The organism is Rathayibacter sp. SW19 (assembly GCF_030866825.1).
Lineage (GTDB): Bacteria > Actinomycetota > Actinomycetes > Actinomycetales > Microbacteriaceae > Rathayibacter_A > Rathayibacter_A soli.
This window is the reverse complement of the sequence record NZ_CP133020.1, coordinates 4,473,213-4,499,699: the sequence shown is the minus strand read 5'-3', so window position 1 is coordinate 4,499,699 and position 26,487 is coordinate 4,473,213. Positions and strand designations below refer to the sequence as shown.

Genomic DNA, 26,487 nt, shown 5'->3' with positions numbered 1-26,487 from the left:
ATTATTGGTATGCACCAAGGAGTCATCTTATGGAAGGCTTGCGGAGCCTGCTGCTCGGCCACTTCACCGGTGTCGACGAACTGCATGCCAGCCCGTGGTCCGAAGCCCAAACAGCGAGGGTCGAAATGAGCTGCACCGCGGAGCTGGGCGACGCGCTGATCGTCATGCGGGTCACAGAAACCCGCCCAGCGGGCAGCTTCGACGCCCTCAACGTCTTTATGACCGACCGCGACACCGGCGAGGTGCTGCTCTACGGCTTCGACGACCTCGGATACCCACCCGAACCACCAGCGCGCGGCCGATACGCCAACGCCCAGATCGATTTGCTCCGCTCCACACCACGCGGTCACAGCCGCACCACTTTCACGCGCACCGCGACCGGGCTGCGATGGAGCAAACAATTCCGTCCTGCCGCCGATGAGGCCTGGCAGCCGGTGGTCACCGGAACCCTGCAGCGGGATGCGGCTGCCGCTGATCGATCGAGTTAGAGCCAGGCGGTTGACCGGTCTGCCACATGGGCGGTTGTGGTGTTTCGTGGGAGTCCTAAGGCTACGACGAGTGCGCAAACAACGAGTGCGGCAGCAATGAAGAAGGCGGCATGGTAGGCGCCGTCGAGCGATTCGGCGTGGCTGTTGCCGGCGACTTCGAGGCTGGCGGTACGCGCGGTGACGACGGCACTGAGGACTGCGAGTCCGACCGCTCCGCCCATTTGCTGGGTGGTGTTGAGCAGGCCGGAAGCGACGCCGGAGCGGCTCGGATCGACTGATGCCATTCCGAGGCCCGAGATGGCAGGTGCTGCGAGGCCGAAGCCGAGGCCGATCGCGAGGCTGGCTAGAAGGAACTCAACGAGGTAGGCGCCGTCGGGTCGTGTGAAGCAGAGAAGAATGAATGCGATCGAGATCAGTGCCAGCCCGATGATGAGGGTTGGTCGCTGTCCGACGCGGCCGATGAATCGGGAGGAGAGCCCGAGCGATACGGCGGCAATGACGATTGCGATTGGGACGAATGCGAGCCCGGCCTGCAGCGGGTTGAATCCGAGGACTTGTTGGAGATAGAGCGTTCCGAAGTAGAGCAGGCCGAACATGCTTGCGATCACGAGGAACTGCACGAGATTGGCCGCCGACAGCGTTCGCGACCGGAACATGCTCAGCGGCAGAAGCGGGTCGCGCGTATTGGCCTCGCGAACGAGGAATCCGGTGAGCAACAGGGCGCAAACCAAGGCAAGGGCGAGAGTCTGCGCCGAACCCCAGCCGATATTTCCTCCGTCGCTGATCGTGAAGACCGTGAGCATGATCCCCGTCGTGACCAACAGGGCGCCGAGGAAATCGGCTCTTCTGATCGATCCGCGCTCTGTTCCCTTTGGAACGACGCGGAGAGCAAGGATAATGACGGTTGCCCCAATAGGCACGTTGATCCAGAAGATCCAGTTCCAGCTGACCAGACCAGTGAGTACCCCGCCCAAGAGGGGGCCGACTGCGCCACCTCCCGCGGAGGCGAAACTGTACACGCCAATAGCCTTGGCTCGCTGCCGGCGGGCTGTGAACATTGTCGCGACCATGCCGAGGATGCATGCCGACGCGGCGGCCCCACCTACGCCCTGGATGAAGCGAAAGACGATCAGCATTGCCTTGGTCGTTGCGAACCCGCACAGAAACGACGCCACACCGAAGAGAGCGATCCCCAGGAGAAAGATCGCGCGGTGCCCGACCACGTCTCCCAGCCGGCCCGATAGCAGGAGCAGGCCGCCGAACGGAATCGCATACGCGTTGACAACCCAGACGAGACTCGCCTCTGAGAAGCCGAGGCTGTGCTGCAGTGTTGGTAAAGCCACGGTGACAATGTTCTGGTCGATCACGATCATGAGTTGGCCGGCGCAGAGCACGATCAGTGCGATCCAGCGCACCCGTGCGCGTGATTGCTCCGCTCGAATTGTCAAGGGATCTCCTTCTGAGAACTGGCAAGTAGTGTATTCTGAACTCCGAAGTTCAACTTTACTCAAAAGTTCAATTTCCGCAACCGTGGAGTATAGTGATCGAATGGCTCGAGGAGTCGTTGTTCGCGCAGATAAGGGAGAGGCAATCCTCGCTGCTGCCCTTGAGGTATTCGGACGTGACGGGTTCGGCGACGGAAAGGTCGAAGAGATCGCCAAGCTCGCTGGCGCGGCGAAGCCGACTATCTACAACCGATTTGGCGACAAGCGCAACCTGTTTACTCAAGCCGTCAATTACGGTGTCGTGCGCTCGGGCGAGCACACCATAGAGGCAATCGACTCCATCAATTTGCAGCCAGGTGACATCCGGGCCGAGCTCGAGCGTCTCGGCAATGACCTGGTGGACTGTATTGCACACGATGAAGGCGCCGCCGTGATCCGCCTGCAACTTGTAGAGCGACCGCGGTTTCCAGACATCATCGACGGCGATATCAACCGCAACCGCGCCATCGATGCCCTTGCCGGAAAACTCGCTCAGCTCTCAGCAACCGGATACCTGCGCCTCAACGACCCCCAGCGTGCGGCACGTCAATTCATTGCTTTGGTCACCGAGGACGCACTCGTCCGCAGCGGATTCGGCAGTCGTGTCCTCGCTCCCGAAGAGTTTGACGTCACGGTTCGCGACGGCGTCGATACCTTCCTCGCTGCTTTCAGCTAGCCCTGTTTGGCGATTGCTTTCGCCAAGGCACGATCACTCGAGGACTGCAAGGTCCAGTCGCTTCAGGCGTTCGGGATCGATCAAGGATTGAATTTCGAGGATTTTGCCGTTGATGACGAGGAAGCACATGACTGAGACGGGCCGTCCGTCGACGGTAACGACGACACCGGTGGAACCGTTCACCAACGCTGGATGAACGACAGCGTCGGTCCGGGAGAACATGGTCGCCCGGCTGGTGACGGCGGCGATGCCACGCAGTACCTGGGAGGCGTCCGGGCGCAGGTTGCCTCCGTCGGAACGCAGCACGACGTCGGGATGGAGTACTGCGATCAACCCCTCGAAGTCGCCAGCCCGTGCCGCGGTAAAGAAGGCAGCCACCACTTTCCGTTGCGCAGACCGATCGACATCGGGCGTCTGAACATCTGCGCCCTTGACTCGGCGTCTGGCTCTGCTGGCGAGCTGCCGTGTTGCCGCGGGTGTTCGTGCGACCAGCGGCGCAATGCCCTCGAAGGGGACATCGAAGATATCGTGCATGACGAACGCGAGCCGCTCTGCTGGGGCGAGCGTGTCGAGCACGATCTGGAGAGCCCGGCTAACCGAATCGGCCAGCAGTGCCTCGTCTTCGGGGTCGCATGCGTCCGCGCGGCTGATGACCGGTTCGGGAATGTGGAAGTCCGCGAGTAGCTCTGGGCGTGCGCGTCGTGCACGCAGCATGTTCAGGCAGACGCGGGACACGACGGTGGTCAGCCATCCGCCCAGGTTCTCCACGTCATCGGCTCCTGCACGGTTGAGGCGGAGCCAGGTGTCTTGGACGGCGTCCTCGGCTTCGACGCGCGAGCCGAGTATCCGGTAGGAGACGGCCGTCAGGCGCGGCCGGTGCTGCTCGAACTGCTCTGCCAGCCAGTCGTGCTCGGTCATTCGGTCACATCCGTTCGTCAAGAGGGGTCATAAGTAGTGACCCGGCAAAGGGCGGTGATGTGACGAGGAGACACGATGAACGCACGGCAGCAAACCGATCATGAGCACTCCTGGAGGCCACCCGAGGATAGTGTGAGCCGTGAGTCGGTTGACCACAGTGGCCAGCTGTCGCTCACGCAACTCCCGCACCGCCAATTGACGTTGCTGGCGATGTGCGTCTCCACGTTCATCATCCAACTCGACGTCACGATCGTAAACGTCGCGCTGCCCTCGATCCAGCATGGTCTGCACCTGAGCCCGGGTGACCTGGAATGGGTGATCAGCGCCTATGCCCTCAGCCTGGCCGGTCTTATCCCGCTGTGCGGAGCGCTGGGCGACCGATTCGGACGCAAACAGGTGTTCCTGATCGGAATGGCGATCTTCGCCTGCGGATCAATCGCTTGCGCGCTGTCCTCGAGCGCTGCAGCGCTTATTGCCTCCCGCGCCGCCCAGGGTGTCGGTGGGGCGGCCATGTTGGCGCTGACCCTGTCGCTCATCACCGAGGCTTTCCCCGCCAAAACCCGTGCCGGTGCCATCGGCGCGTGGGCGGCTATCGGCGGAACCGGCTTCGGTGCCGGGCCGATCGCCGGCGGGATCTTGCTGACCTTCTTCGGCTGGGCATCCGTATTCTGGGTGAACGTTCCGTTTGCCGCCATCGGGCTCGGAATCACCGTGATTGCGGTCCGCGAATCGCGCAACACGGAGTCGCCGCGCCTGGATGTACTCGGGGTGACGACCAGCGCGATCGGCTTGATCGCAGTCACGTTCGGTCTCATCCAGTCTGCTTCGCACCCATGGGACTCCTGGCCGGTCGCCGCCCCACTGGTCGGCGGCACTGTGCTTCTCGTCGTTTTCGCGCTGTGGGAGCGTCGCACGTCGCACGCGATGCTCCCGTCGGCCTTGCTGCACGCCCGCAGCTTCGTCAGCGCGTCCGGCATCTACCTGATCGGCTACGCGGCCTTCAGCGGAGCGCTGTTCTATGTGACCCTGCTCTACCAGAACGTCGAAGACTGGTCGGTGCTACGAACCGGACTGTCGTGGCTGTTCATGAATGTCCCATTCTTGCTCGCGGCCCAGCTCGCCGGCCGGTTCGACCGCCGCTTCGGCGCCGCCACCGTGGTCACCATCGGATGCCTGGCGGCCGCCGCCGGGATGCTCACCTTGAGCGCAGCGAGCACCACGACGCCGTTCGTTCTCACCGCCGTCGGGTACGCGATTTCCGGCGCCGGCTTCGGAATCCTCACCCCGGGGACCGCACACGTGGCGATGCGCGATGTTCCCGCGGGCATTTCTGGTACTGCATCAGGGATGCTCAACGCATCCCGTCAGATCGGCACCTCGGTCGGACTCGCAGTGCTCGGCACGATCGGAGTCAACGCGGCCGTCTCCGCTTGGAACACGAACATCGCCGGGTTCCCTGCGTCGATCCGCGCCGCGGCAGCCAGACAGTCTCAAAACGTGACCGGCGCACGCATCAATGCGGTCATCGGGCAGCTCGGTTCGGCCTACCGGCACCCAGCCGCAGATTCGTTCCTCCACGGCTACCAGCTCGCGGTCGGGGTCGGTGCCATATGCCTTCTACTCGCCGCGCTCCTCGCCGTCATCGGGTTTCGACGCAAAACGAGCAGCGGGTCCCGCGAATAGTGCGTACCGCTGGCGCGAAATCGCCCGCCACAGCATCCTCCGTTCAGGCGATCGCCTCAGACGAACTCTTACGAACATCACAGGTGATGGCTAGAATCGGGGACACTCAGACACGGATCTGAGTCTCATTTTGGGGGGTTAGCCATGTCATCATCAGAGCAGGATGCCGACCAAGAGCTGTCCACGGCACTCGCGAAGGCTACGGATGCCGAGCTATTCGTCGCGTTCAGGAAGACCGGCGGTATTCGGGGAATCCACACGGAACTCACGCTCAGCGAGCACGACGGTACGCTCAGCGGCACGGACATCACGCAGCTTGGGAAGCTGCTTGAGGAGGTCGACTTCTTCAACGTCACCACTGACCATCTCGGCACGCCCATCACCGACGCCTTCACGTTCGTGATCACGGCAGCACGCGGACGCCGGCACCGAACCATCAGCACCGAATCCGGCGTCGGCAACGAACTGCTGGCCAAACTCGGGCCGCTGATCGGGTGGCTGGAAGAGCGAGCCCCCGCCCAGAAGCCCGAAGTGCCCCTCAGCTGACGGTTCGGCTAGACGAGCGTTACTGTTCGGTCAGACACTGTTCGGTCAGACGCTGTTCGGTCAGACGCTGTTCAGCCGCGCAGCGCCCATGCCCACTCTGGCGGCAGCGCCGCCGTGTTCACGAACACGTAGATCAGTCCGAAGACTGCCGAGACCGTCGATCCAATTCGTTGGCCTGCCATTTCGACCCTCAGTTCTTGTTCTGTGCCGCACGACCAGCACACCGCCTGACAATTCATCAGAGTGGACTCTGATCAATTGGAGGCACTCGTGCAGGACCCTGTTTCGAACGTCGGCGCGGCGCCCCGGGCCTATCGCTCTCAGGCCCGCAGCGATGGGGCCCGACTGACTCGGCAACGCATTACGCGAGCCGCGAGCGAGCTGTTCGCCGTGCACGGATTCGCAGGGACAACGGTCTCCGGCGCGGCGCTCGACCCTGCCGTGCTCGAGTTGCGAGCGCGGGCCGATCGTTACTGTCGCGAAGGGTTGCGCGGCCTCATCGCCACCCTCGTGCAAGCGGATGCGCTCTGCGCCGGGCTCACCGAAGTGCGTGCGCTGGACCGCGCGTGGATGCTCACCGACGTCATGCTCTACCTCGATGCGACCAACGGATGCGGCTGGTCTGACGACGAATACGAGGATTGGCTCGCAGACCTGCTGCAGCAGCAGCTTCTGAGCCCATGAGGGGGCAGGTGGTCGGGATGCGCTGGATCAACGGTCTGCCGGCGCAGCCGCCGATAGTTTGCTCAATCGGCGACCCGATGACGGAGCAACCGCCTTCGATGACACGGTCGGCGGCGTCAGCGGGGTGTGGGTCACCGGGCGGGCGCCCTCCGGCGACCCGGGAATACTGATCTACATCATGGTCGAGGCCATGCACGCGTCGATCGCGGCTGTCATCGAGCACGGAGGCGAGATCGTGCTAGACGTCGGGGCCGACGCACCTGAGGTGACCGCGCGTTTCCGAGACCCGGCGGGCAATGTCATCGGCCTCTTTCAGGAACCGACGCTGGCGTCATGGGCAGCACCGCTTCAGCTGAGCCGCTTCAGCTGGGCCGCTTGGGCCGGTGTATGTTCGAGGCCGAGACCGGGTTCCCCATAGGTGTTGAGCACTTGGCCGATTACCACCCGATAGGGTCCGATCCAACGCTCGTGCTGCCTTTTGGCTTGGCGGTGCGTGTCCATCCCGACGAGCTTTTGGAGGGCGTCGAGGCTTTCCCAGTAATACACCTCCGAGTACAGCCCGGTTTCCGAGTTCTCCCACGCCTCCTCGCCAAGAAATCCCGGAATGATGCGAGCCCGTTCCGCTATCTCGTCGTTGAGGCGGTGAAAGTCGTCGTCGAGGGGCTTCGTGGCGAAGATGAATGTCGACGTGTACGTCGGGTGTTCCGTGCTCATGATCGCATTCTATTGTCCTAGGACATATGACACAATTATAAAATGATGTCGCTTGGTGGAATCGCCGGCTCCACTGCGGCGGAAATCGCATTGTCCGTTCGAGAACGAGTGGATAGCGGACTGCTTGCTCCGGGGGTGCCGCTGCCTCCGATCAGAGAGCTTGCGAGCGCCCTCGGTTTGAACCGCAACACGGTCGCCGCCGCGTATGCGCAGCTGGGTGCGGCCGGTGTCGTGGAGTCGCGGCGGCGCGCGGGAACGATCGTGCGCGGGCTGCCTCGCGTACGCGGGGAGGGTGCAACGTCGCCGACCACCACGATCAACTTGGCTGCCGGCAACCCGGATGCGTCGCTGCTGCCGCCGATCACGAGCGACTTCTTGCGCGGCTACACGCCCCTCCTCTACGGTGCCGTGCCCGTCTCACCGGCACTGAGAAATTGGGCGGCTACCCACATGTCCCCGGATGTCGTCGACTCGACGCATGACCTCATCGTCACCCACGGGGCCGTGGACGCTGTGGAACGCCTGCTCGACGCGTATCTGACACGCGGCGACCTGGTCGCCGTGGAGGATCCGTGCTTCCTGTCGAGCATCGGAACGCTGCGATTAAATGGCTACCGGTCGGCCCCGATCACCGTCGACCGTCACGGAATACGCCCGGACGCGCTTGAGGCAGCACTGGCGACCGGAGCCCGAGCGGTGATCTGCACGCCACGAGCGCACAACCCGACGGGGGCGAGCGTGACACCCCAGCGGGCACTCGAGCTCGCCGCGGTACTCGAACGATATCCGAACGTCGTGGTGATCGAGGACGATCACTTCTCGGCGATCTCCGCCAAACCATACAACCGGATCACCCCGGCCTCGACATCGCACTGGGCGCTCGTGCGCTCTGTATCCAAGTTCCTCGGACCGGATCTGCGCGTCGCCCTGGTGCTCGCCGATCCCGAGACATGCTCCCGGCTCGGCAGCCGACTGAGCTCCGCGACAACCTGGGTCAGCCACATCCTGCAACACATCGTCGCCACCATGCTCGACCACCCCGTGGTGCTCGCACTGTTGGACCAGGCTCGCGCTGCGTACACCACCCGCAGCTCCGGCCTCACCGCAGCACTGGGCGCGCGCAACATCTCCGTCAACCCCGACACGGACGGTCTGAACGTGTGGATCCCGGTAGACGTTCCGGAAGCCCGCGTTGTCACTGAGCTGAGCAGGCTCGGTTGGTGCGTGCAGCCCGGCTCCGCCTTTGCCCTCACCGACCGTGCCGCACGAGCGATCCGTGTCACCACGGCGACCATGAGCGCCGACGATGCCGTCCGCTTCGCCCACGACCTGGCAGGAATCCTCAGGCCCATCGCCAACCTAGCATCCCAGTAGCATGCAAAAGTCATGCTATGGCGAATCTGCAGATCGAGGGGCTTCCAGCTGAGATGCATGAAGCGCTCCGCCGCAAAGCACGTGCCGAGCACACGACGATGAGCCGTCTGGTGATGGACATGATCCAACGCGATCCCGCGCGTGCGCATGGACGAATGGATCGCGCGCAATCGCGCCGAAGCGCCGCATGTCGATGTCGACGTCGTTGCACTGCCCGACGAGGTCTGCGAGGAATATGATCCTCGTTGACGCAAGCGCCGTCGTGGTTACCTGACTGATGCTGCGCGGCCGAGCGTTCTGATCGGGGCTCGTCACAAGGCAGCACACATTGCGGCAAGCTGACTCGTCAGGTCAGCATCTGGTCCGGGTTTTGGTTCCTTTGCTGCCCGGAGGAACGCAGCTAGGACGTTGCCGCCGGCCTCGGCCCCTTCCTTGGCAACCTCGCCACCCGCTTCCCGGTCACGGTGCCGCGATGACGACTCTGACAGCAAGAGGCACCTTCAACGCAGGGGGACGGGCACGCCACCTAAAAGATGACGAGTACCAGTCACAACCCGACAGTCACCGTGGAAACAACAGATACGCCCATTGGCACCATATCCGTACGTGTTGTAAACTTGAGTCGACTTGGCTCAAGTTCGCAAAGCAAGGCGCTTCAACAGATGCGGCGACACCATAGGAAGGACGTTAGATGGCAAACATGCAGGGCGCGCCCTCCAGCCAGGAGGAGCAGAAGAGTGCTCTCGAACAGTACGGAATCGACCTCACGGCGTTGGCGAAAGCCGGCAAGCTCGACCCCGTGATCGGCCGCGACGCCGAGATCCGCCGCGTCAGCCAGGTGCTGACTCGGCGCACGAAGAACAACCCGGTGCTGATTGGGGAGCCCGGCGTCGGTAAGACGGCGGTGGTCGAAGGGCTCGCCCAGCGCATCGTTGCGGGCGACGTCGCTGACTCGCTCAAAGGCAAGCGACTCGTCTCACTCGACCTCAGCGCGCTCGTGGCCGGCGCGATGTACCGCGGTCAGTTCGAAGAGCGACTGAAGAGTGTGCTCAAGGAGATCAATGAGGCGAACGGTGAGATCATCACGTTCGTCGACGAACTGCACACGTTGATGGGCGCCGGTGGCGGCGAAGGATCGGTGGCGGCATCCAACATGCTCAAGCCGATGCTCGCCCGCGGTGAGCTGCGCCTGATCGGAGCCACCACGCTTAACGAGTACCGCGAATTCATCGAGAAGGATGCCGCGCTCGAGCGCCGCTTCCAGCAGGTCTACGTGGGCGAGCCATCCGTCGAAGACACCGTCGCGATTCTGCGCGGACTCAAGGGCGCCTATGAGGCGCACCACGGGGTGACGATCTCGGACGGCGCCCTGGTCGCTGCGGCGGCACTGAGCAATCGCTACATCAGCTCGCGTCAACTGCCGGACAAGGCGATCGACCTCATCGACGAAGCGATGAGCCGGTTGAAGATGGAGATCGATTCGTCTCCTGTTGAGATCGACGAACTCGATCGGCAGGTCGCCCGCATGAAGGTCGAGGAACTCGCGCTAAAAAAGGAGAAGGACGACTCTTCCAAGGAACGGCTCGCGAAACTGCGTGAAGAGCTCGCGGAAAAGAGCGAGCAGCTCGCTGTGCTCGAAGCACGGTGGGCACGGGAGAAGGCATCGCTCAACGCTGTGGGCGATCTCAAGAAACAGCTCGATGACGCAACGCGCGCGCGCGATCGTGCCATGCGCGAGGCGAACTATGCCGAGGCGTCCAAGCTCGAATACACCACCATCAAGCAGCTGCAGGAGCAACTGGCCGCCGCGGAGCAGGCGGACGCGTCGGGCAGTACGCCGGATGGTCAGCCGCGGATGGTCAACGAACAGGTCACCGAAGAAGACATCGCCGCCGTTATCGCGGCCTGGACCGGCATCCCTGTCGGCCGCCTCCTCGAGGGCGAGACCGAGAAGCTGCTGCACTTGGAGGCCGAACTCGGCAAGCGGCTGATCGGGCAAAAGCCCGCCGTGCGGGCAGTGGCGGATGCCGTTCGGCGCGCTCGTGCGGGCATCTCCGACCCGAACAGACCCACCGGTTCGTTCCTGTTCCTCGGGCCGACCGGCGTCGGCAAGACCGAGTTGGCCAAGGCGCTGGCGGAGTTCCTGTTCGACGACGAGCACGCGATGGTGCGCATTGACATGAGCGAGTACGGCGAGAAGCACACGGTGTCTCGCCTGGTCGGCGCCCCTCCCGGCTACATCGGCTTCGAGCAGGGCGGCCAGCTGACAGAGGCGGTGCGTCGGCGCCCGTATTCGGTGATCCTGCTCGATGAGGTCGAGAAGGCGCATCCGGAGGTCTTCGACGTGCTGCTCCAGGTGCTCGACGACGGGCGGCTGACCGATGGTCAGGGCCGCACCGTCGATTTCCGCAACACGATCCTGATCCTCACCTCGAATCTCGGTTCGCAGTTCCTGATTGACCCGACGCTGAGCTGGCCCGAGAAGGAAGAGGCCGTTCAGGCCATGGTGCGGCAGGCCTTCAAGCCCGAGTTCGTCAATCGGCTCGACGACATCGTCGTGTTCTCCGCGCTCACGCAGGAGGAGCTCGGCGAAATCGTCTCGCTCTACATCGACCGGCTGCAGACGCGCCTGCACGAGCGCCGCCTCGTTCTCGGCGTGACACCGGATGCCCGTGCCTGGCTCGCCGAGCGCGGCTACGACCCGATTTACGGGGCTCGCCCGCTGCGCCGCCTGATGCAGCACGAAATCGACGACCGGCTGGCGACCGCTCTGCTGGATGGACGCATCAGAGACGGGGACACGGTGCGGGTCGACTTGGCACCGGACGGTGACGGCCTGACAGTAGCTGCGCTGTAGCCGGTCGTCCGGCTGCAGCCGGCCGAGCCGCTGCAACCATGTCAGGGGCGCGACGGGAAAATGCCCTGAAGGGCGATGATGAAGGTCACGACGGTGTAGGGCGGCAGGTTGTTGTGTGGTTGGTTCGCGCCGGCGACCGAGAGGGCTTGCGGATGGAGTGCTGTGTTGGGCAGCGGAGCGTATGCGGCTTCCGGGGCTCGCCCGACGCGGGGTTCTGCCCAGCTTGCCGTTGACGGAGAACTTGTCGTTCCGGGAGCGGCAACCGCGTGAGCCAGATGATTGTGTGAGGGCAGCTGGGTTGTCAGCAGAGTGACGGCGGCAGAGCCGCCTCGCTCGCCGACATCCCGTGGTGTGAGACCAGGGCCGCTGCCACTGCCGAGCGGCATCGCCGCCTGCAGGTTCGGCAGGGCGAAATTCGTCTTTCCGTCGCCGCCGTAGCTGGTGCCGATGAGCGAGAACAGGGCAGTGTTCTGTGAGATCGGCAGAAGTTGTCCATTGCACAGTGCCCAGCCCACGGGGGCGAAGTTGCCTGCGAACATCCGGATTTCTGCAAGGAATTGATCGGCCATGGTCGACGCCTCAGTTTCGGCTCGGAAAGATGCCCTGCAGGGCGATGATGAAGTTCAATACCAGGTAGGGCGGCATGTTCTGGTGCGGCTGTGAGTGGCCAGCCGTGTCGAGTGCAGTCGGCGACATGGATGTGTTGACGCTCGTTCCGAACGCGACCTTGCCGGGTGCGGCCCAGACCGCTCCGCTCGGAGACGCCACGGTCGCCTGGCTTGCGGCCTGAGTTGCGTGCGTGTGCGAGGGCATTTCGGCGCCGGTTAAGACGTGGCCGGCCTCGCCACCGGTTTGGCCGAGCGCGTAGCTGCCGCCGACGTGCATCGCGCTCTCTGACTGCAGGTTCGGCAGCGCGAACGTGTTCACACCGTTGCCGCCGTACGTTGTGCCCAGGATGGCGAACAACGCTTGATTCTGGTTGATGGGCAAAAGCTGGCCGTTGCAGAGTGCCCAGCCCTTTGGCGGGAAGGCGAAGGAGACCATGCGGATTTCGCCGAGGTACGGAGTGGCCATGGCGAGTTCCTTTCTTGACGAAGACGGTCGACGAGTTCAGTTCTGTGTCGGGAAAACGCCGAACAACGCGATGATGAAGTTCACCGCCGTGAACGGAGGCATGTTGTCGTGTGGTTGGCCGCCGCCTGCCGATGCGACCGCGGCCGGGCTCATAGCGACCGTCGGGGCCGCAGCCGCGGCGTATGGGCTGTCTGACCATGCGGCCCAGGCCCCGCCGGCCGCAGTGGCCGTGGTCGCAGCCGCCGAGCTTGATTGGGGCACGTGGGTGTGTGACGGCAACTGGCTTGTCGCCAGCGTGACGGACTCGGCACCGCTGGCCTGGCCGATGACCGAGGTCGTGCCTCCGCCGCCTGTTCCGGCATGAACGGCGAATCGGCCGCGCAGATCGGGCAGCGCAAACGTGTTCTGGCCATCGCCGCCGTAGGTGGTGCCGATCAAGCTGAACAACGCCACATTCTGCGCGATCGACAGGATACTGCCATCACAGAACGACCAGCCCAGCGGCGCGAAGTTGCCGGCGAAGATGCGCACCTCGCCGATGAACGGTTGGGACATCGCTCAACCCTCCTGAACTGGGACTTCGGGAACAGAGACTTCGGGAACAGGGACTTCGTGAACAGAATGCGCGGCCTGGAAAATGTTGCCGCGCGCCTCGCGCCGCATGCCGAGATACCCGCCTTGCGCACCGTCATCAACGCGATGGAAGCCGTGGCGCTCGTACAGGCGTAGCGCGCCGGTGTTCTGCGCCCACACGGTTAGCGTGATCGGCGCTCCTGCAGCATCAGCGCACTCGCAGAGGTCGGTTAGCACTTGCGAGCCGATGCCGAGGCGCCGGTAAGCATCGGCGATGAGAATGTCCACCAGATGGAGGCATCCGCCGTCAATCGCGGTGATGATGCGCCCGACCGCTACACCTCCAGACTCGACCAATTCCTGCGCTGCGCCCGGGTAGCGCGTGGCATATTCACGACATTGCGCCAGGTACTGCAGCTCGAGCAGACTGTCGAGCGCGCTCGGGTCAAGCCCTGTATCCATGAATTGCGCCGCGCGATCCGTCATTATAGTCGAGCGGATGAACGGCTCGTCCGCCGCGTTCGCGAGCCGACGGGTCAGTCGCGAGTGGGTCGGCTGCGGGCGGGCGGTGCGCGGGCGGGTGGTGGGCGAGCGTGTCACGATCGCCTCACGCAACGCGATTCACGACGGCCTCAGTCGTGCGGTTGTTCGCAGGACCCACCGGAGCGATGAACAGTGTGGCGTCCCGCACACCAGCGCAAGTAAGTCTGTAGATGCCCTCGGCCGGCCGCGTTCCGGATGCCGTGAACCTCAGCGCGAACCGGTTCTCGTCGCCGGCAGCGACTGCTGGCTGCAGATCCGCTATCGCGACCAGCGTCAGAGCGTGTGTCCGCGACGCGAACTGCATCGGCGACCCTGGCGTGGATTCCGCGCGTGCCGTGAATTGTTGACCGACCGCGGCTGCGAAATCGGAGCGCAGCACCGGCATGGCTGCGGAGTCGTCGGCCGCGCCGCCTGTCAAGCGACCGGCCTGCCTGCCGACCGGTGATGCCGAGTTGCCGGCGGTTCTGCGCGCAACCGCACCAGACGCATCCGCCGGTGCGGTGCGTGCGATCACGCCTAGGAGCGCGACGCCTGTGGCGCCGAACACCACGAGGCGACGTGAAACTGGCTGCATTGTTCTCACCTCGGTCGGGGTGGATGCGCTGATACTGGAGGCAATTGTGAGCCCGGCTCGCGGTGGCCGCCACCCCCCTAAGTGGGGGCAAAATTGCCTGCTGACAGCGGGCTCAGCGTCTGTCACCATGAGCTTTGCAGTCGATCCGTCACGCAACCGACTTGTGCGTGCTCCGGCCGGTCGACAACAAGACGAGACGAGAACGCGTGCACACGAGTCGGATCGCATCGCCGTTCCCCAGCCGGAAGGCAAGGGCCACCGCATTGGGTGCGGCCGCCGCGCTGTTGCTTGCTGCGGTGCTCGTCGTGGCCCCGCCCGCGCACGCTGCAGGCACCCTGACGGTCACCTCTACAGCGGATGCCGCTGTGGCCAATTGCAGCACCACCACCGTTGCGCCGACTCCACTGACTCTCCGTGCCGCACTGTGCGTTGCGAACAACACCAGCGGCGCCGTGCAGGTGAATGTGCCGTCGGGCGGCTATCACTTAGCCGCCGGGGCGTTGGTGATCGGTACGAATACGGGTGCGGATATTACCGTGACTGGCGCTGCTGGAACGATCATAACGGGCGACGGCAGCCATCAGGTGATGACCCTCGACCCAAATCTCGTCGGTGGCGTCGCCGTCACGATCGACACCGTCACCCTGACCGGCGGGGTCGACAACCTCTATGGCGGCGGTGCGATCATCGGCGGAGCCGCGGGCGGCGCCGCAGATGCGCTCACAGTGAAGAACAGCACCATCTCGAACAACTCGGCATCGATCGACAACGGCCCGGGCGGCGGCATCCAATTCACCGGCGGCTCGCTCACGGTGACCGGCTCCACGTTTTCAGGCAACAGTTCAGGGCCAAGCAACGGCGGCGCGATTCAGTACCAGGCCCAAGGCACAGGAACCCAGGGGCTCACCATCGCCGGCTCCACGTTCTCTGGCAACAGCTCCGGCCCGTCAAACAGTGCAGCCGCAGTCGGCGGTGGTGCGATCATCGTCGACGACATCACCGGCACCAATGTGCCCATGTCGATCACCAACAGCACGTTCTCGGGTAATGCGGCGAACGGCGTCTCCGCGAACGGTGGCGTGGGCGGTGCCGTCTACCTCGGCTCGGGCTCGCTCACGATCACGGGTTCGACGTTCACCGGCAACAGCGTCACGGGCGGCTCTGGCGCAAGCGGCTCTGCGATCGCGGCAGCCAGCGGTTCGCATCTGACAGCGCAATACAACCGAATCGTCGGCAACACCGGCGCCGCAGCGATCGGTGATCAGTCAGGTGCGGCGCAGGCGACGCTCAACTGGTGGGGCTGCAACACCGGCCCCAGCACCAGCGGATGCGACGCCGTCGCCGGCATTGCGGCGCCCGCGTTCACCCCGTGGCTCGCCCTGCACGCGGCAGCCACGCCGACAACGATCATCGCACCGGCCACGACCTCGGCTCTGACCGCGGATCTGCTGACCGACTCGTCGGGTGGCGCTGTCGACCCGGCGAAGGTCAGCGCTCTCGGCGGTGCCCACGTGGCGTGGACAGCGACCGGTGCGGGCACGGTTGCACCGGCATCCGCGGGCTTCACAGCGGGCAGCGCCGCGGCAACGTTCACGAGCAGTGGCAGTGGCGCTGCAACCGTCACCGCGACGCTGGATTCCGCGAGTCTGCCACTGCAACTCGGCGTCGCAGCTGCGCCGCAATTCACCAGCGCGGATGCCGCAACCTTCCTCGTCGGCACGCTCGGCACGTTCGCAGTCACCGCCACGGGCTTTCCAGCGCCAGCGATCACGCTGGCGGGCGGCTCGAGCCTGCCGACGGGGCTGACCCTGACCGACCACGGCAGTGGCCACGCGACCATCGACGGCACTGCGCAGGCAGCCGACATCGGCGCTCACGTCGTGACGCTCGTCGCATCGACCGCCAGCCCGGTGCAATCGGTGCAACAACAGCTGACGATCACGATCGGGGTTGCTCCGGCATTCACCAGTTCGGCAATGGCCACCTTCACCGCGGGTGTCGCCGGCAGCTTCAGCGCCATCGCAACCGGATCGCCGACTCCGATGATCACCGAGACCGGCACTCTGCCGGGCGGGCTGCAGTTCGACACGGCGGTGCCCGGCACACTGGGCATTTCGGGCACGCCCACGGTCGGGTCGGGCGGCGCGTACACGCTGCACCTGACAGCGTCGAACACCGTCGGGCAGGCTTCGCAAGACCTCGTGCTCACTGTGAACGAGGCTCCGACCGTGTCGAGCCCCGACCATGTCACTTTCGTCTCCGGGCAAGCAGCGACACCGTTCACCTTCGCTGCGGCAGGCGGGTTCCCCGCCGGTCCACACATCTCGGCCGTGGCCGGCACACTGCCCTCCGGGGTGAGCGCGGTCGCCGCCGCGCCAGGCTACGTGCTGTCTGGCACGCCGCCGCTCGGAACGCACGGCGTGTTCCCGCTGGTGGTGACGGCGACGAACGGCGCAGTATCAAGCACACAGAACTTCACGCTCACCGTCGACGAGGTGCCGGTCGTGACAGTGCAGCCGCAGCCGGCGACCGTCGTGGCTGGCAGCACCGCCACGTTCAGTGCCGCAGCATCCGGATTCCCGGCGCCGAGCCTGATTTGGCAGGTGTCGACGGATGGCGGCGCAAGCTTTACGACCGTGCCGAACGAGACAGCAGCCGTATTGAGTGTCACGACGACCCAGTCGATGAACGGCAACCAGTATCGGGCGGTCTTCCACAATTCCGCCGGTGACGCGACGTCGGCGGCCGCACTCCTGACGGTCGGCACGCCGCCGGCGTTCACCAGCACCGGTTCGGCGACGTTCACGGTCGGCGGCGGCGCGCAGAACGCATCCGTCACCACAAGCGGAGTCCCCGACGCGACGATCGCGGCGGCAGGGCTGCCGGGATGGCTGCAGCTGACGCCCGTGGGCGCCGGAACGGCTGCGCTGCACGGCGCGCCAGCCGCGGGTGACGGCGGCCTGTACTCGATCGGTCTCACCGCGACCAACGGGTTCGGAATCGATGCCGCGCAGACCTTCGCGCTGACCGTCACCGAGGCGCCGACCTTCACCAGCGCGCCGACCGCGACGCTGACAGCGGGCGCGGCCGCGAACGTGCAGATCACGACATCCCACGCCTACCCGGCGCTCACCGGTATCACGCTCGCCGGTGGACTCCCGGCCGGGGTGTCGTACGTGGACGGGCTGAACGGAACGGCGACCCTGACTGGAACGCCGAGCGCGGCATCCGGCGGGGTCTATCACCTGACGTTGACTACGGTCGGCGGCGTGTCCACAGTGCAGCAGCAACTGACCGTGACGGTCAACGCTGCGCCGACGATCACGAGTGCGGCCACGGCCAGATTCACCCGCGGCGTCGCAGGCACCTTCACGATCACCACAGGCCCGGCGTACCCGACGCCGACTGTGTCGATCAGTGGCACGCTGCCGACCGGATTGACCTTCACGCCGAATGCCGACGGGACGGCCACAATATCCGGCACAAGCGCGGTTCCGGCGTCGTCGGTCAGCGTGCAGGTCACCGCGGCGAACGGCACCGCTCCGGATGCGACGCAGACACTCGTAGTGAGCGTCGCCGATGCGGCGGTGGTGCCGCTGCCGCCGATCCTACCGATCGGTCAGGCCTTGAGCGGGGTGCCCGCCCACGTGGTGCCCGGGCAGGTACTGCATGTTTCGGGTGGCGGGTTCGCAGCGTTCGCGCCGGTGACCGTTGGGTTCTACTCGACGGCGACCGTGCTGCTGACCGCGGCGGCGGATGCGTCCGGCGCGTTCACCGCAACGATCACGATCCCAGCCAACGCGAGCGGCGCACACACAATCCTCGCAGCGGGCGTGGCCCCGAACGGTGCGGCGCGTTACCTGACGGCGCCGACGACGGTCGACGTGCCGAACGCGGGCACGGCATCATCGACGGGCTCCGGCGCCGCGTCAGGAATGGCCAACACCGGCCTACCGGAGGATGTGCCGTTGTTCCTGATCTTCGGCCTCGTGGTCATCGCGGCGGGCATTGCGCTACGCGTGCGCCGGCGCAGGCACGGCGCCTGACCCCGCGCCTGACCGTGGAGGCGGTGCTGCGGCACCCGCACGCAGCGCGTACCCTCGACTCATGCGCGCAACAGTGATTCATGGTGAGCGGGATATCCGGCTCGAGGAGGTGCCCGATCCCGTATTGTCGACCGGACAGGATGCGATCGTGCGGGTGGTCGCAGCGTGTGTCTGCGGATCGGACCTATGGCCGTATCGCGGCATCACGCCGACCAGCGAGCCGCACCGGATCGGCCACGAGTTCGTCGGCGTGGTCGAAGAGGTCGGCGCGCGTGTTGAACGCATCAAACCGGGCGACTTCGTGATCGCCCCATTCTACGACTGCGACATGACCTGTGTGAATTGCCGCAACGGTGTCAGCACCTCGTGCTTGCACGGCGGTTGGTGGGGTTCGGATGACGAGGACGGTGCGTTTGCAGACGGTGGGCAGGGTGAACGCGTGCGCGTGCCGCACGCCGACGGGTCGTTGGTCGCGACCCCGTCGTATCCTGCGGACGCCATGATTCCGAGCCTGTTGACGCTCGCGGATGTGATGGGCACCGGCCATCATGCTGCAGTCTCCGCCGGAGTGACCCGCGGCAGCACTGTGGTTGTGGTCGGCGACGGTGCCGTCGGGCTGTGCGCGGTGCTCGCTTCGCATCGGCTCGGTGCTGCGCGGATCGTGGCGATGTCGCGCCACGCTGACCGGCAGGCTTTGGCTCAGGCGTTCGGCGCCACCGACGTCATCGAGGAGCGCGGTGACGAGGGTGTCGCCCGAGTGACGGCAATGTTCGGCGACATCGGCGCGGACTGCGTGCTCGAGTGTGTTGGCACCAAAGAGTCGATGGATCAGGCGATTCGTTCCGCCCGCCCCGGCGGCATGGTCGGCTATGTCGGCGCCCCGAACGGCGGACCGGAATTGCCGGTGCGGGCCCTCTTCGACGCGAATGTCGGCGTGACCGGCGGCGTCGCCCCTGTTCGTAACTACATTGACCAATTGCTGCCAGATGTGCTCTCCGGCGCGATCGACCCCGGGCGTGTGTTCGATCTGACCTTACCGTTGGCGCAGGTTGCGGATGCCTATGCCGCGATGGACGAGCGCCGCGCGATCAAGGTGCTGCTGCGTCCGTAGCGCACAAGCGATTTGGCGGTGTGCACAACGCGCTAGCCTAATCATCCGCCGGCCGGAATATCGGAAGCGTCTGTCCATCGTTGAGGTCGAGAAAGTCGACCTGCACCGGCATTTCGCACGAGATTGCGTTCGGGCTCGGGTCGACCCCGATGAGAATGCTCATGAGCCGTGGCCCCTCGTCCAGTTGCACAAGCGCGGTGACGAAGGGTACCGCTCCGCTCAATCCCGGCACCGGATTCGTGAATTGGATGCAGAACGTATAGATGCGTCCGTGCCCGGAAGCCGACCGCCATCCGATTTCGCGTGACCCGCACATCGGGCAGAGCGTGCGTGGGTAGAAGAAGTAGCGCGAGCACGCCTCGCAGAACGGCAATTGCAGCTCATGCCGCCTGGCCGCCTCCCAGAACGGTTCGGCGTCGGGGCTCGGTGAGATCGTCGGCGCAATCAACTGGTTGTCGGGTTCGACCATGCTCATATCCGTCCGAGGATCGCCGTCGCGGCACTGGAGAGATATCCGCCCATGCCGTTGACGAGCGCGACCTCCGCGTTCGGTACCTGACGGATGCCGCACTCTCCGCGTAACTGCCGCACAGCCTCGACCATCAGGAACATTCCGAACATGCCGGGATGGTTGTAGGAGAGCCCGCCACCGCTCGTGTTGAGCGGGAACTCGCCGCCGGGCGCGGTGCGCTGGCCGCTGACGAAGTCGCCGCCTTCGCCCTTGGCGCAGAAGCCGAGGTCCTCGAGCGTGACCAGCACGGTGTAGGTGAACGAGTCGTAGAGCTCGGCCACATCGATGTCGGCGGGGGTCAGCCCGGCCTGAGCGAACGCATCCGCACCGGTCTGCGTCGCCGGTGTCACGCAGAGGTCCGGCATTTGCGAGATGCCGTAGTGCGTGTGCGCAACGGAGGAGCCCAGGATCTCGACGACGGGGACCCCCAGTGTGCGCGCTCGCGCGGTCGAGGTCAGCACGACCGCACCGCCGGCGTCTGTGACGAGACAGCAGTCCAACGGGTGGAACGGGTAGACGAGCCAGGGCGAGGACATCACGTCGTCGATGGTGATCGGGTCGCGTTTGTATGCCATCGGGTTGAGGGCAGCCCAGGCTCGGGTGGCGACGGCGATCTCCGCGAGCTGTTCGCTCGTCGTACCGTACTCGTACATGTGGCGTGTGGCCGCGAGGGCGTACGCGGCCGGGGGATACTGCACGCCGTAGATGCGTTCCCACTGCCAGTCAGGAAGCCACGGATCGTCGTGGGTCGGCCGGGCGGAAACGCCGCGTTTTCGGTTCGAACGCCGTGTTTCACCGTGCGTGATCAGTGCAACGTCACACTGGCCGGATTGGATGGCGAGAGTCGCCTCGTGTAGATGCGCGACGAACGACGAGCCTCCTATGGAGTTGCTGCTCGAGTACTTCGGCTTCAGCCCCAGGTATTCTGCGACCATGAGCGACGGCATGAAGTCGACGCCGCAGGTGAACAGCGCGTCGACATCGGTGAGGCTCAGGTTCGCATTCTCCAGCGCATTCGCCGCGGCTTCCGCATGCATCTGCATGGCCGACTTGTGCGGCACGACACCGATTTCCTCCGACTCGCCTGTGCCGACGATGGCGACGCCTGTGGTCATGCGACCGGCTCGCTGCGGTACCGGTTCACGTAATCCCAGTCGAGTTCGAGGCCGAAGCCGGGGCCTTGCGGCACCGTGTACTGGCCGTTCACGAATTCGTTGCGGTTGGCGATGAGATTCCAGAAGACGGGGTCGCGGTCCGGTGAGAAGGTCTCCAGGTAGGTGCCGTGTGCGATTGCGGCTAGCAGGTGCGCCGAGATCTGCGGCTCTTCGTGGTGGGCCATTTCCACTTCGTACATGGAGGCCAGAGCAGCGGTGCGCCGCCACTCGCTCGGGCCGCCGATCCAGCTGGCATCGGCGTTGCAGACGTCCACTGCCCCAGATGCGATGAGATCGCGCAGCCCGGCGCGGGAGTCTTCGCTCTGACCGGCGGCTACCGAGAGACCAGTGGTCAGACGTACGTCCCGCATGGAGAGGTGGTCGTTGAGCCACCGGACGGGCTCTTCGAACCAGCGTAGGTTGAGATTCTCGGTCAGGCGTGCGAAGGTGATGGCTTCACGGCGGGTGAAGCCCTGATTCGCATCGACCATCAGCACGAAGTCGTCGCCTCCTGCCTGCCGGGCCAATTCCGTGCGGTGCGCATCTTCCTCTGGTGACAGACGGCCGACCTTGAATTTGCAGCCGGCGAAGCCGAGTCGCTTGTAGTCCTCGATCTGGCGGCCGACATCCGCGAGGTCGTCACTGTAGTAGCCGCCGATGGCGATCGCGGGCAGTGTGTCACGATATCCGCCCCAGAGCTGGTAAAGCGGCGTCGCCGTAGCCTTTCCCACCAGATCCCACAGGGCAGAGTCGACGCAGGCGATCGCTTGCAGCGCGAGCGATCGGTCGCGCAGGATGTCATAGGTCGGCGGCAGCATCGCCTCCCAGCAACCCTCGATGTTGAATGCGTTGCGGCCGATCAGTTGCGGGGCGATCTCGTTACGGATGATGCCGACGATCACATCCTGCTCCGCGTCGGTGTCGCCGTTGTAGACCTCGCTGACCAGGCCGTCGGAGGTGTGCACGCGCGTCACGATGGTGCACCGGCTCGTCATCGAATAGTGGCTCCCCTGGAAGCGCCGGGCGAGCGGAACACGCATCGGGATGACCTCGATTCTCTCGATTGTCATCGTGCGGGCCGTGACCTCTGTGCCGCTTTCGCTTACTTCTGTTGTCTGCATTACTGTCTCCATCAGGGGAATTGTGGTCGGGCGATCGGCGCAATAGCCGCGCGACGCCGTGACCGGTGGGTGTGTACGTGGGTGTGGGTCAGTCTTTCGAAAGCCGGATGTGCACCGCTTTCGTCTCGTAATACTGCTCGAGCCCTTCGCGGCCCAGCTCCCGGCCGATGCCGCTGGTCTTGTAGCCGCCCATCGGCATGGCGAACGGCATGCCGGCGTCGTAGTACGCGTTGATCCACACCGTTCCTGCGTGGATCTTCTTCGCGGTCTTGATCGCGGTGTCGAGGTTCGAACTCCAAACGGCCGCGGCCAGGCCATACGGCGAATCGTTCGCCAAGCGCACGGCTTCCTCAGCGGTGTCGAAGGTCGTGATCGACAGCACGGGGCCGAAGATCTCGTCGCGAAAGATCGACTCGTGCGAGGCGACTTCGTCGAAGATCGTCGGCTCGACGTAAATGCCGCGTGCGAGATCGCCGCCCATGCGCTTGCCTCCTGCGGCAAGCACGGCACCGCCGTCGGTGCCCTGCTTGATGTACTCCATCACCGTGTCGAACTGGGTCTGGTCGACCAACGGCCCGATCATCGTCTTCTCGTCCAGTGGGTCGCCCACCTTGCTCGTCTTGGTCAGCTCGACCAACGCCGTGAGGAACTCGTCGTGGATCTCACGCTGGACCAGCACTCGGCTGCCGGCCTGGCACGCCTGACCGGTATTCAGGAAGATTCCCCAGTACGCGCTGCGCACCGCCTGTTTGAGGTTGGCGTCCGCGAAGATGATGTTCGGGGACTTGCCGCCGAGTTCGAGGCTGATTTTCTTCATGTTGACGGATGCCGCCGCCATGACGGTGCGGCCGACCTCGGTCGAGCCGGTGAATGCGACCTTGTCGACATCCGGATGCTCGACCAGCGCCATCCCGACCTCGCTGCCGCTGCCCGTGATCACGTTGAACACCCCGTCTGGCACACCGGCGTCTTGAATCACACTGGCCAACTCCAGTGCAGCACCGGGGGTTGCGCTCGCCGGCTTCGCGACCATGGTGCAGCCGGCGGCGAGCGCGGGCGCGACCTTCCAGCACAGCAGCGAAAGTGGGAAGTTCCAGGGCGTGATCATCCCGACAACGCCGACTGGCTCCTTGAGCACGAGCCCCAATGCGGTGGGGGTGTGTCGCGAGATCATGTCGCTGCGCTGGTCAAGGGTGAGCGCGGCGTAGTACTCGAACACCTCTGCCGTGAGCACGACCTCGCTGCGCGCCAGGGAGATCGGCTTGCCGAGCTCCAGGCTGATCCGCCTGCCGATGCGATCAGCGCGCTCGAGCAGCAGTTCGCCGATCCTGCGCAGTAGCGCCGCGCGCTGCGGCGCGCCGAGGGTCGACCACGGCGTGTCGTCGAAGGCGCGGCGTGCGGCGGCGACGGCTCGGTCGGCATCCGGAACCGCAGCGCGCGCAAAACGGCCGATGAGGCGCCCGTCGCTCGGGCTCGTGCGCTCGATTGTGCGGCCTGTCGATGACGGCTGCCATGCGCCGTCGATGAACAGCTGGTATTCGGCGAAATCCGCCTCGGTCGCGAGGGAGGTCATTGCGTTGCTTCCTTCTGGCTTGCGGGATCGGGGTTGCGCGGAGGCGCGTAACACTCCAGCAGCGTGCACCCGTGCGCCCCGGCCGTCGCAGAATGGGGCACATCGCCGGGGATCAGGAAGGCCTCGCCCGCCACCAGGTTCATGGTCTCGGCGCCGGCGGCCAACGTGAGGGAACCGGTGATGAGCTGGCCGAACTCCTCGTTCGGGTGGCTGTGCCGCGGCACCACCGCGTGCGGCTCGAGGTGGAACAGCGTCGCGGAAAGCTGGGCACCCATGCGCGTTGCGGCGCTCACGCCCGGCAGCAGAGTTGTTTGCGTCAGCGAAGCCCAGCGGATGACCGCCGATTCAGTGGTGCTCACGATGCGGTACCGTGCTCATCCGGTGCGGGCAGCAGTTGCGTGATCTGAACGACCACGTTGTCTGGATCCACGATCAGACACACCCTCCAGCCACCCTGCGGTGTCAGGACCGATGTCGGTGTTGTCAGGAATGTCATGCCTGCTGCCGACAACTCGTCATACATCTTCTGGGTGTCATCTGTGAGAACCGCGAACCGGCTCAGGCCGCGCTGATGCTGCGAGAGCGGACCGTCCCCGGCATCCGCAGTGGCCGGGTTGTACCATTCGACAATGTCGAGCACGGTCGCGTCGGGGTTATCGCCGAGTCGCAGGTGCGCCATGCGGAAGTCGCCCGTGGGAACGAGGAAGGCATCCTTCACCACGTCATTATTGACGGGCCGGTCCACCAGCAAGGTGAAGCCGAGCTTGGTGTAGAACTCGATCGATCGGTCGAGGTTCTTGGCGTTGATCGCAACGTGGAATATACGGCTGAGCATGTTCTTTTCCTTCGTCAATCTGCGAACGGCATGAGTTGGTCTGCGAGCCTCGACACTTCGTCGAGTACGCCCTGCAGGGTGTCATGCTCGAACGAGGTGTCCGCGATCAGAAGGCTCACGCCGAGATCGTGGTAGCGCTCGATGGTCGACCGATCGAGAGTGGCCTGGGTGACCGGGCGCGCCGACAGGCTGATGTCGGCCAGCGAGCGTCCATTCTCCGCGAGATAGCCGGAGAGCTCCGTGAGTTTGGTCTCCAACTCGTCGGGGCCGATGTACAGCGGATGCCATCCGTCGGCCACTGCGGCGACGCGCTTGAGAACGCCGGTGCTCTTGCCTCCGCACCACAGCGGTATCGACGGCTTGCTGATCGGTTTCGGGTAGAACTTGAACCCCGAGTACTGGAAGTAATCGCCCTGGAAGTCGATCACATCCTCGGTCCACAGGTGGCGCAGAAGCCTCATATATTCGGTGGTGCGCGCACCCCGTTCGCTGAACGGTGCGCCGAGAATCTCGAACTGTTCCTTCATCCAGCCCGCGCCGATGGCGCAGATCGTTCGGCCGCCGTTCAGATTGTCCAGCGTGGCCAAAGCCTTGGCCGTATTGACCGGTTGATGCCAACTGGCGATCAGAACCGAGGTGCCCACACGAATCCGCTGGGTCGCCGCCGCCGCCCAAGTCAGCGTCAGAATGGTGTCGTAGTAGGGGGTCTCGGGCGGCCAGAAGAATTTGCCGTCTTCCCGGTATGGATATTTCGATTCGATGTCGACCGGCAGCGCAATGTGGTCTGTCATCCACAGTGAGTCGAAACCGAGTTCCTCGGCCTTTCTCGCAAACGCACTGATTGCCTCGGGCCCCGCGTAGGGGCCGGCACCGGGTAGGCGCAAGCCAAACTTCATTGTTTCTTCCTTCGATCTGGGCGCGCGCCGCTATCGGCGAGCGGTCTTGCTCTTCAGTCGCTTCTTCAACCGGTCGATGTCTTCTTCGAATCGCTCCAGGCTGAGATGGGCGATCACCAGTCGCTGTGCTTGACTGACGTTGCGAGAGCGCATCGACGCGAGAATGGCGCGGTGCTCGCTTTGCCACTCGTGGTGCCGACCGACGCTCGTGCGCAATCCACTCGACAATCCGCGCCAGGCATCACGGAGCATCAACTCCACGTCATACAGCCAACTGTTCCCGGTAAGTTCGACAATCGTGATTTCAAAGCCCAATGGCTCCCAGCTGAAATCGGGGTTTTCTGCCAGCTCGCGCTCCTGATCGTCGAGGAACCGTTCCAAGCCGGCAAGGTCCTCATCCGAGGCACGCTGGACGGCGGCGGTCACCGCAGCGAGTTCGATTCCAGTGCGTGTTTCGATCAGATTCCGAAGCGCGTGCTCTTCAGTGGCATCGAAGATCGCCGCCTGCGACGGATGCGCCGCGGCGCTGGCGGCTGCCACATACATGCCGTCGCCGTGGCGTACGTCCACGACCCCGATGGTGGACAGGATGCGCAGGGCCTCGCGCAGCGAAGATCGACTGACGTTCAACTGCTCGATGAAAACCCGTTCTGGCGGGAGCTTGTCGCCGGGCTTCAGTTCGTTCGTTTCAATGTATGACGTCAGTTCGTCTACCACGCGCTCGGTCACCCGGGGAGCTCGGCCGGTGTTCCGACGGCTCGCCGCTTGAAAGTTCGCTGCGGCACGTGTCCGGGCCGGCATGGCGGTGCTGATCACGGCGGCGGTTGGGGTCGGCGTCGCCTGTGGTGTCACGTCCGTTGGATTTGTCATAACGGCATCAGAATAGTTTTAGATGTCTGATGAGTCAACCCTTGACATTGATCAAAATGCGGAGTTATCTGATGTCAGATCGATGTAGTGAGCAAGGAAGCGCATTGTGTTCAGAATCTCCGCAAAGCCGAGCGGCTCCCGCTGGCAGACTCGGCCAATAGGTTTGACTACCCCGTCATTGC

General features: G+C 64.7%; 25 protein-coding genes. 9 read left to right on the top strand and 16 right to left on the bottom strand.

Going from position 1 to position 26,487, the window contains the following annotated elements; genetic code table 11:
• The first annotated feature begins 29 nt into the window (after positions 1-29).
• Positions 30-488 (top strand): hypothetical protein, encoded by a 459-nt coding sequence (locus QU604_RS20910; protein WP_308466531.1) that lies wholly within the window; start codon positions 30-32, stop codon positions 486-488.
• On the opposite strand, the gene QU604_RS20905 is transcribed toward QU604_RS20910, so the two are convergent.
• Positions 485-1,936: an MFS transporter gene (locus QU604_RS20905; RefSeq protein WP_308466530.1), complete on the bottom strand. Its 1,452-nt coding sequence runs from the start codon at positions 1,934-1,936 to the stop codon at positions 485-487. The genes QU604_RS20910 and QU604_RS20905 overlap by 4 nt on opposite strands.
• Positions 1,937-1,964: 28 nt before the next feature.
• Here QU604_RS20905 and QU604_RS20900 point away from each other — a divergent pair, with 28 nt between their 5' ends.
• Entirely contained in the window at positions 1,965-2,648 is a 684-nt protein-coding gene (locus QU604_RS20900; RefSeq protein ID WP_308466529.1) for a TetR/AcrR family transcriptional regulator, read from the top strand.
• Between the two features lie 33 nt (positions 2,649-2,681).
• Here QU604_RS20900 and QU604_RS20895 read toward each other — a convergent pair whose 3' ends face one another.
• Positions 2,682-3,566, bottom strand: coding sequence for a sigma-70 family RNA polymerase sigma factor (locus QU604_RS20895; protein ID WP_308466528.1), 885 nt, complete (start codon positions 3,564-3,566; stop codon positions 2,682-2,684).
• A 75-nt stretch (positions 3,567-3,641) separates the two neighbouring features.
• On the opposite strand from QU604_RS20895, the gene QU604_RS20890 reads away from it, so the two are divergent.
• The 3 genes from QU604_RS20890 (at position 3,642) to QU604_RS20880 (ending at position 6,479) form a co-directional block, all read left to right on the top strand.
• Entirely contained in the window at positions 3,642-5,249 is a 1,608-nt protein-coding gene (locus QU604_RS20890) for an MFS transporter (RefSeq protein WP_308466527.1), read from the top strand.
• 144 nt (positions 5,250-5,393) lie between these two features.
• Positions 5,394-5,795 carry a hypothetical protein gene (locus QU604_RS20885; protein WP_308466526.1) on the top strand — a complete coding sequence of 134 codons (402 nt, stop codon included), beginning with the start codon at positions 5,394-5,396 and terminating at the stop codon, positions 5,793-5,795.
• Positions 5,796-6,038: 243 nt separating this feature from the next.
• A complete protein-coding gene (locus QU604_RS20880) occupies positions 6,039-6,479 on the top strand; it encodes a hypothetical protein (protein WP_308466525.1) in 441 nt (146 codons plus the stop codon).
• A gap of 348 nt (positions 6,480-6,827) precedes the next feature.
• Here the strand turns inward: QU604_RS20880 and QU604_RS20875 are convergent, their stop codons facing one another.
• Complete coding sequence (locus QU604_RS20875) at positions 6,828-7,193, bottom strand: antibiotic biosynthesis monooxygenase family protein (protein WP_308466524.1); 366 nt, start codon at positions 7,191-7,193, stop codon at positions 6,828-6,830.
• A gap of 42 nt (positions 7,194-7,235) precedes the next feature.
• On the opposite strand from QU604_RS20875, the gene QU604_RS20870 reads away from it, so the two are divergent.
• Both QU604_RS20870 and QU604_RS20865 read left to right on the top strand, forming a co-directional pair.
• Positions 7,236-8,567, top strand: coding sequence for an aminotransferase class I/II-fold pyridoxal phosphate-dependent enzyme (locus tag QU604_RS20870; protein ID WP_308466523.1), 1,332 nt, complete (start codon positions 7,236-7,238; stop codon positions 8,565-8,567).
• 691 nt (positions 8,568-9,258) lie between these two features.
• Entirely contained in the window at positions 9,259-11,424 is a 2,166-nt protein-coding gene (locus tag QU604_RS20865; RefSeq protein ID WP_308466522.1) for an ATP-dependent Clp protease ATP-binding subunit, read from the top strand.
• A gap of 41 nt (positions 11,425-11,465) precedes the next feature.
• On the opposite strand, the gene QU604_RS20860 is transcribed toward QU604_RS20865, so the two are convergent.
• The 5 genes from QU604_RS20860 to QU604_RS20840 are packed head-to-tail and all read right to left on the bottom strand — an operon-like array spanning position 11,466 to position 14,188.
• Complete coding sequence (locus QU604_RS20860) at positions 11,466-11,993, bottom strand: phage tail protein (protein WP_308466521.1); 528 nt, start codon at positions 11,991-11,993, stop codon at positions 11,466-11,468.
• Between the two features lie 10 nt (positions 11,994-12,003).
• Entirely contained in the window at positions 12,004-12,498 is a 495-nt protein-coding gene (locus QU604_RS20855; protein ID WP_308466520.1) for a phage tail protein, read from the bottom strand.
• A 36-nt stretch (positions 12,499-12,534) separates the two neighbouring features.
• Complete coding sequence (locus QU604_RS20850; RefSeq protein ID WP_308466519.1) at positions 12,535-13,053, bottom strand: phage tail protein; 519 nt, start codon at positions 13,051-13,053, stop codon at positions 12,535-12,537.
• A 3-nt stretch (positions 13,054-13,056) separates the two neighbouring features.
• The gene (locus tag QU604_RS20845) at positions 13,057-13,671 is read right to left on the bottom strand and encodes a GNAT family N-acetyltransferase (RefSeq protein WP_308466518.1); all 615 of its coding nucleotides are present in this window, start codon (positions 13,669-13,671) and stop codon (positions 13,057-13,059) included.
• A gap of 7 nt (positions 13,672-13,678) precedes the next feature.
• Positions 13,679-14,188: a DUF6916 family protein gene (locus tag QU604_RS20840; protein ID WP_308466517.1), complete on the bottom strand. Its 510-nt coding sequence runs from the start codon at positions 14,186-14,188 to the stop codon at positions 13,679-13,681.
• Between the two features lie 206 nt (positions 14,189-14,394).
• Here QU604_RS20840 and QU604_RS20835 point away from each other — a divergent pair, with 206 nt between their 5' ends.
• Both QU604_RS20835 and QU604_RS20830 read left to right on the top strand, forming a co-directional pair.
• On the top strand, positions 14,395-18,234 hold the full coding sequence (locus QU604_RS20835; protein WP_308466516.1) for a beta strand repeat-containing protein: 3,840 nt from the start codon (positions 14,395-14,397) through the stop codon (positions 18,232-18,234).
• Between the two features lie 61 nt (positions 18,235-18,295).
• A complete protein-coding gene (locus QU604_RS20830) occupies positions 18,296-19,345 on the top strand; it encodes a zinc-dependent alcohol dehydrogenase family protein (RefSeq protein ID WP_308466515.1) in 1,050 nt (349 codons plus the stop codon).
• Between the two features lie 37 nt (positions 19,346-19,382).
• Here QU604_RS20830 and QU604_RS20825 read toward each other — a convergent pair whose 3' ends face one another.
• The 8 genes from QU604_RS20825 to QU604_RS20790 all read right to left on the bottom strand — a co-directional run bounded on the left by QU604_RS20825 (position 19,383) and on the right by QU604_RS20790 (position 26,305).
• The gene (locus QU604_RS20825; RefSeq protein WP_308466514.1) at positions 19,383-19,814 is read right to left on the bottom strand and encodes a Zn-ribbon domain-containing OB-fold protein; all 432 of its coding nucleotides are present in this window, start codon (positions 19,812-19,814) and stop codon (positions 19,383-19,385) included.
• Positions 19,815-19,816: 2 nt separating this feature from the next.
• Positions 19,817-20,971 (bottom strand): acetyl-CoA acetyltransferase, encoded by a 1,155-nt coding sequence (locus tag QU604_RS20820; RefSeq protein ID WP_308466513.1) that lies wholly within the window; start codon positions 20,969-20,971, stop codon positions 19,817-19,819.
• Complete coding sequence (locus QU604_RS20815) at positions 20,968-22,131, bottom strand: mandelate racemase/muconate lactonizing enzyme family protein (RefSeq protein ID WP_308466512.1); 1,164 nt, start codon at positions 22,129-22,131, stop codon at positions 20,968-20,970. Before QU604_RS20815 ends, QU604_RS20820 begins: the two co-directional genes overlap by 4 nt.
• 88 nt (positions 22,132-22,219) lie before the next feature.
• Positions 22,220-23,704: an aldehyde dehydrogenase family protein gene (locus QU604_RS20810; RefSeq protein WP_308466511.1), complete on the bottom strand. Its 1,485-nt coding sequence runs from the start codon at positions 23,702-23,704 to the stop codon at positions 22,220-22,222.
• A complete protein-coding gene (locus QU604_RS20805) occupies positions 23,701-24,063 on the bottom strand; it encodes a cupin domain-containing protein (protein ID WP_308466510.1) in 363 nt (120 codons plus the stop codon). The genes QU604_RS20810 and QU604_RS20805 overlap by 4 nt, the downstream gene beginning before the upstream one ends.
• Entirely contained in the window at positions 24,060-24,539 is a 480-nt protein-coding gene (locus QU604_RS20800; protein WP_308466509.1) for a VOC family protein, read from the bottom strand. Before QU604_RS20800 ends, QU604_RS20805 begins: the two co-directional genes overlap by 4 nt.
• Before the next feature lie 14 nt (positions 24,540-24,553).
• Entirely contained in the window at positions 24,554-25,435 is an 882-nt protein-coding gene (locus QU604_RS20795) for an LLM class F420-dependent oxidoreductase (protein ID WP_308466508.1), read from the bottom strand.
• A gap of 30 nt (positions 25,436-25,465) precedes the next feature.
• Positions 25,466-26,305, bottom strand: coding sequence for a FadR/GntR family transcriptional regulator (locus QU604_RS20790; protein WP_308466507.1), 840 nt, complete (start codon positions 26,303-26,305; stop codon positions 25,466-25,468).
• Positions 26,306-26,487: the final 182 nt, after the last annotated feature.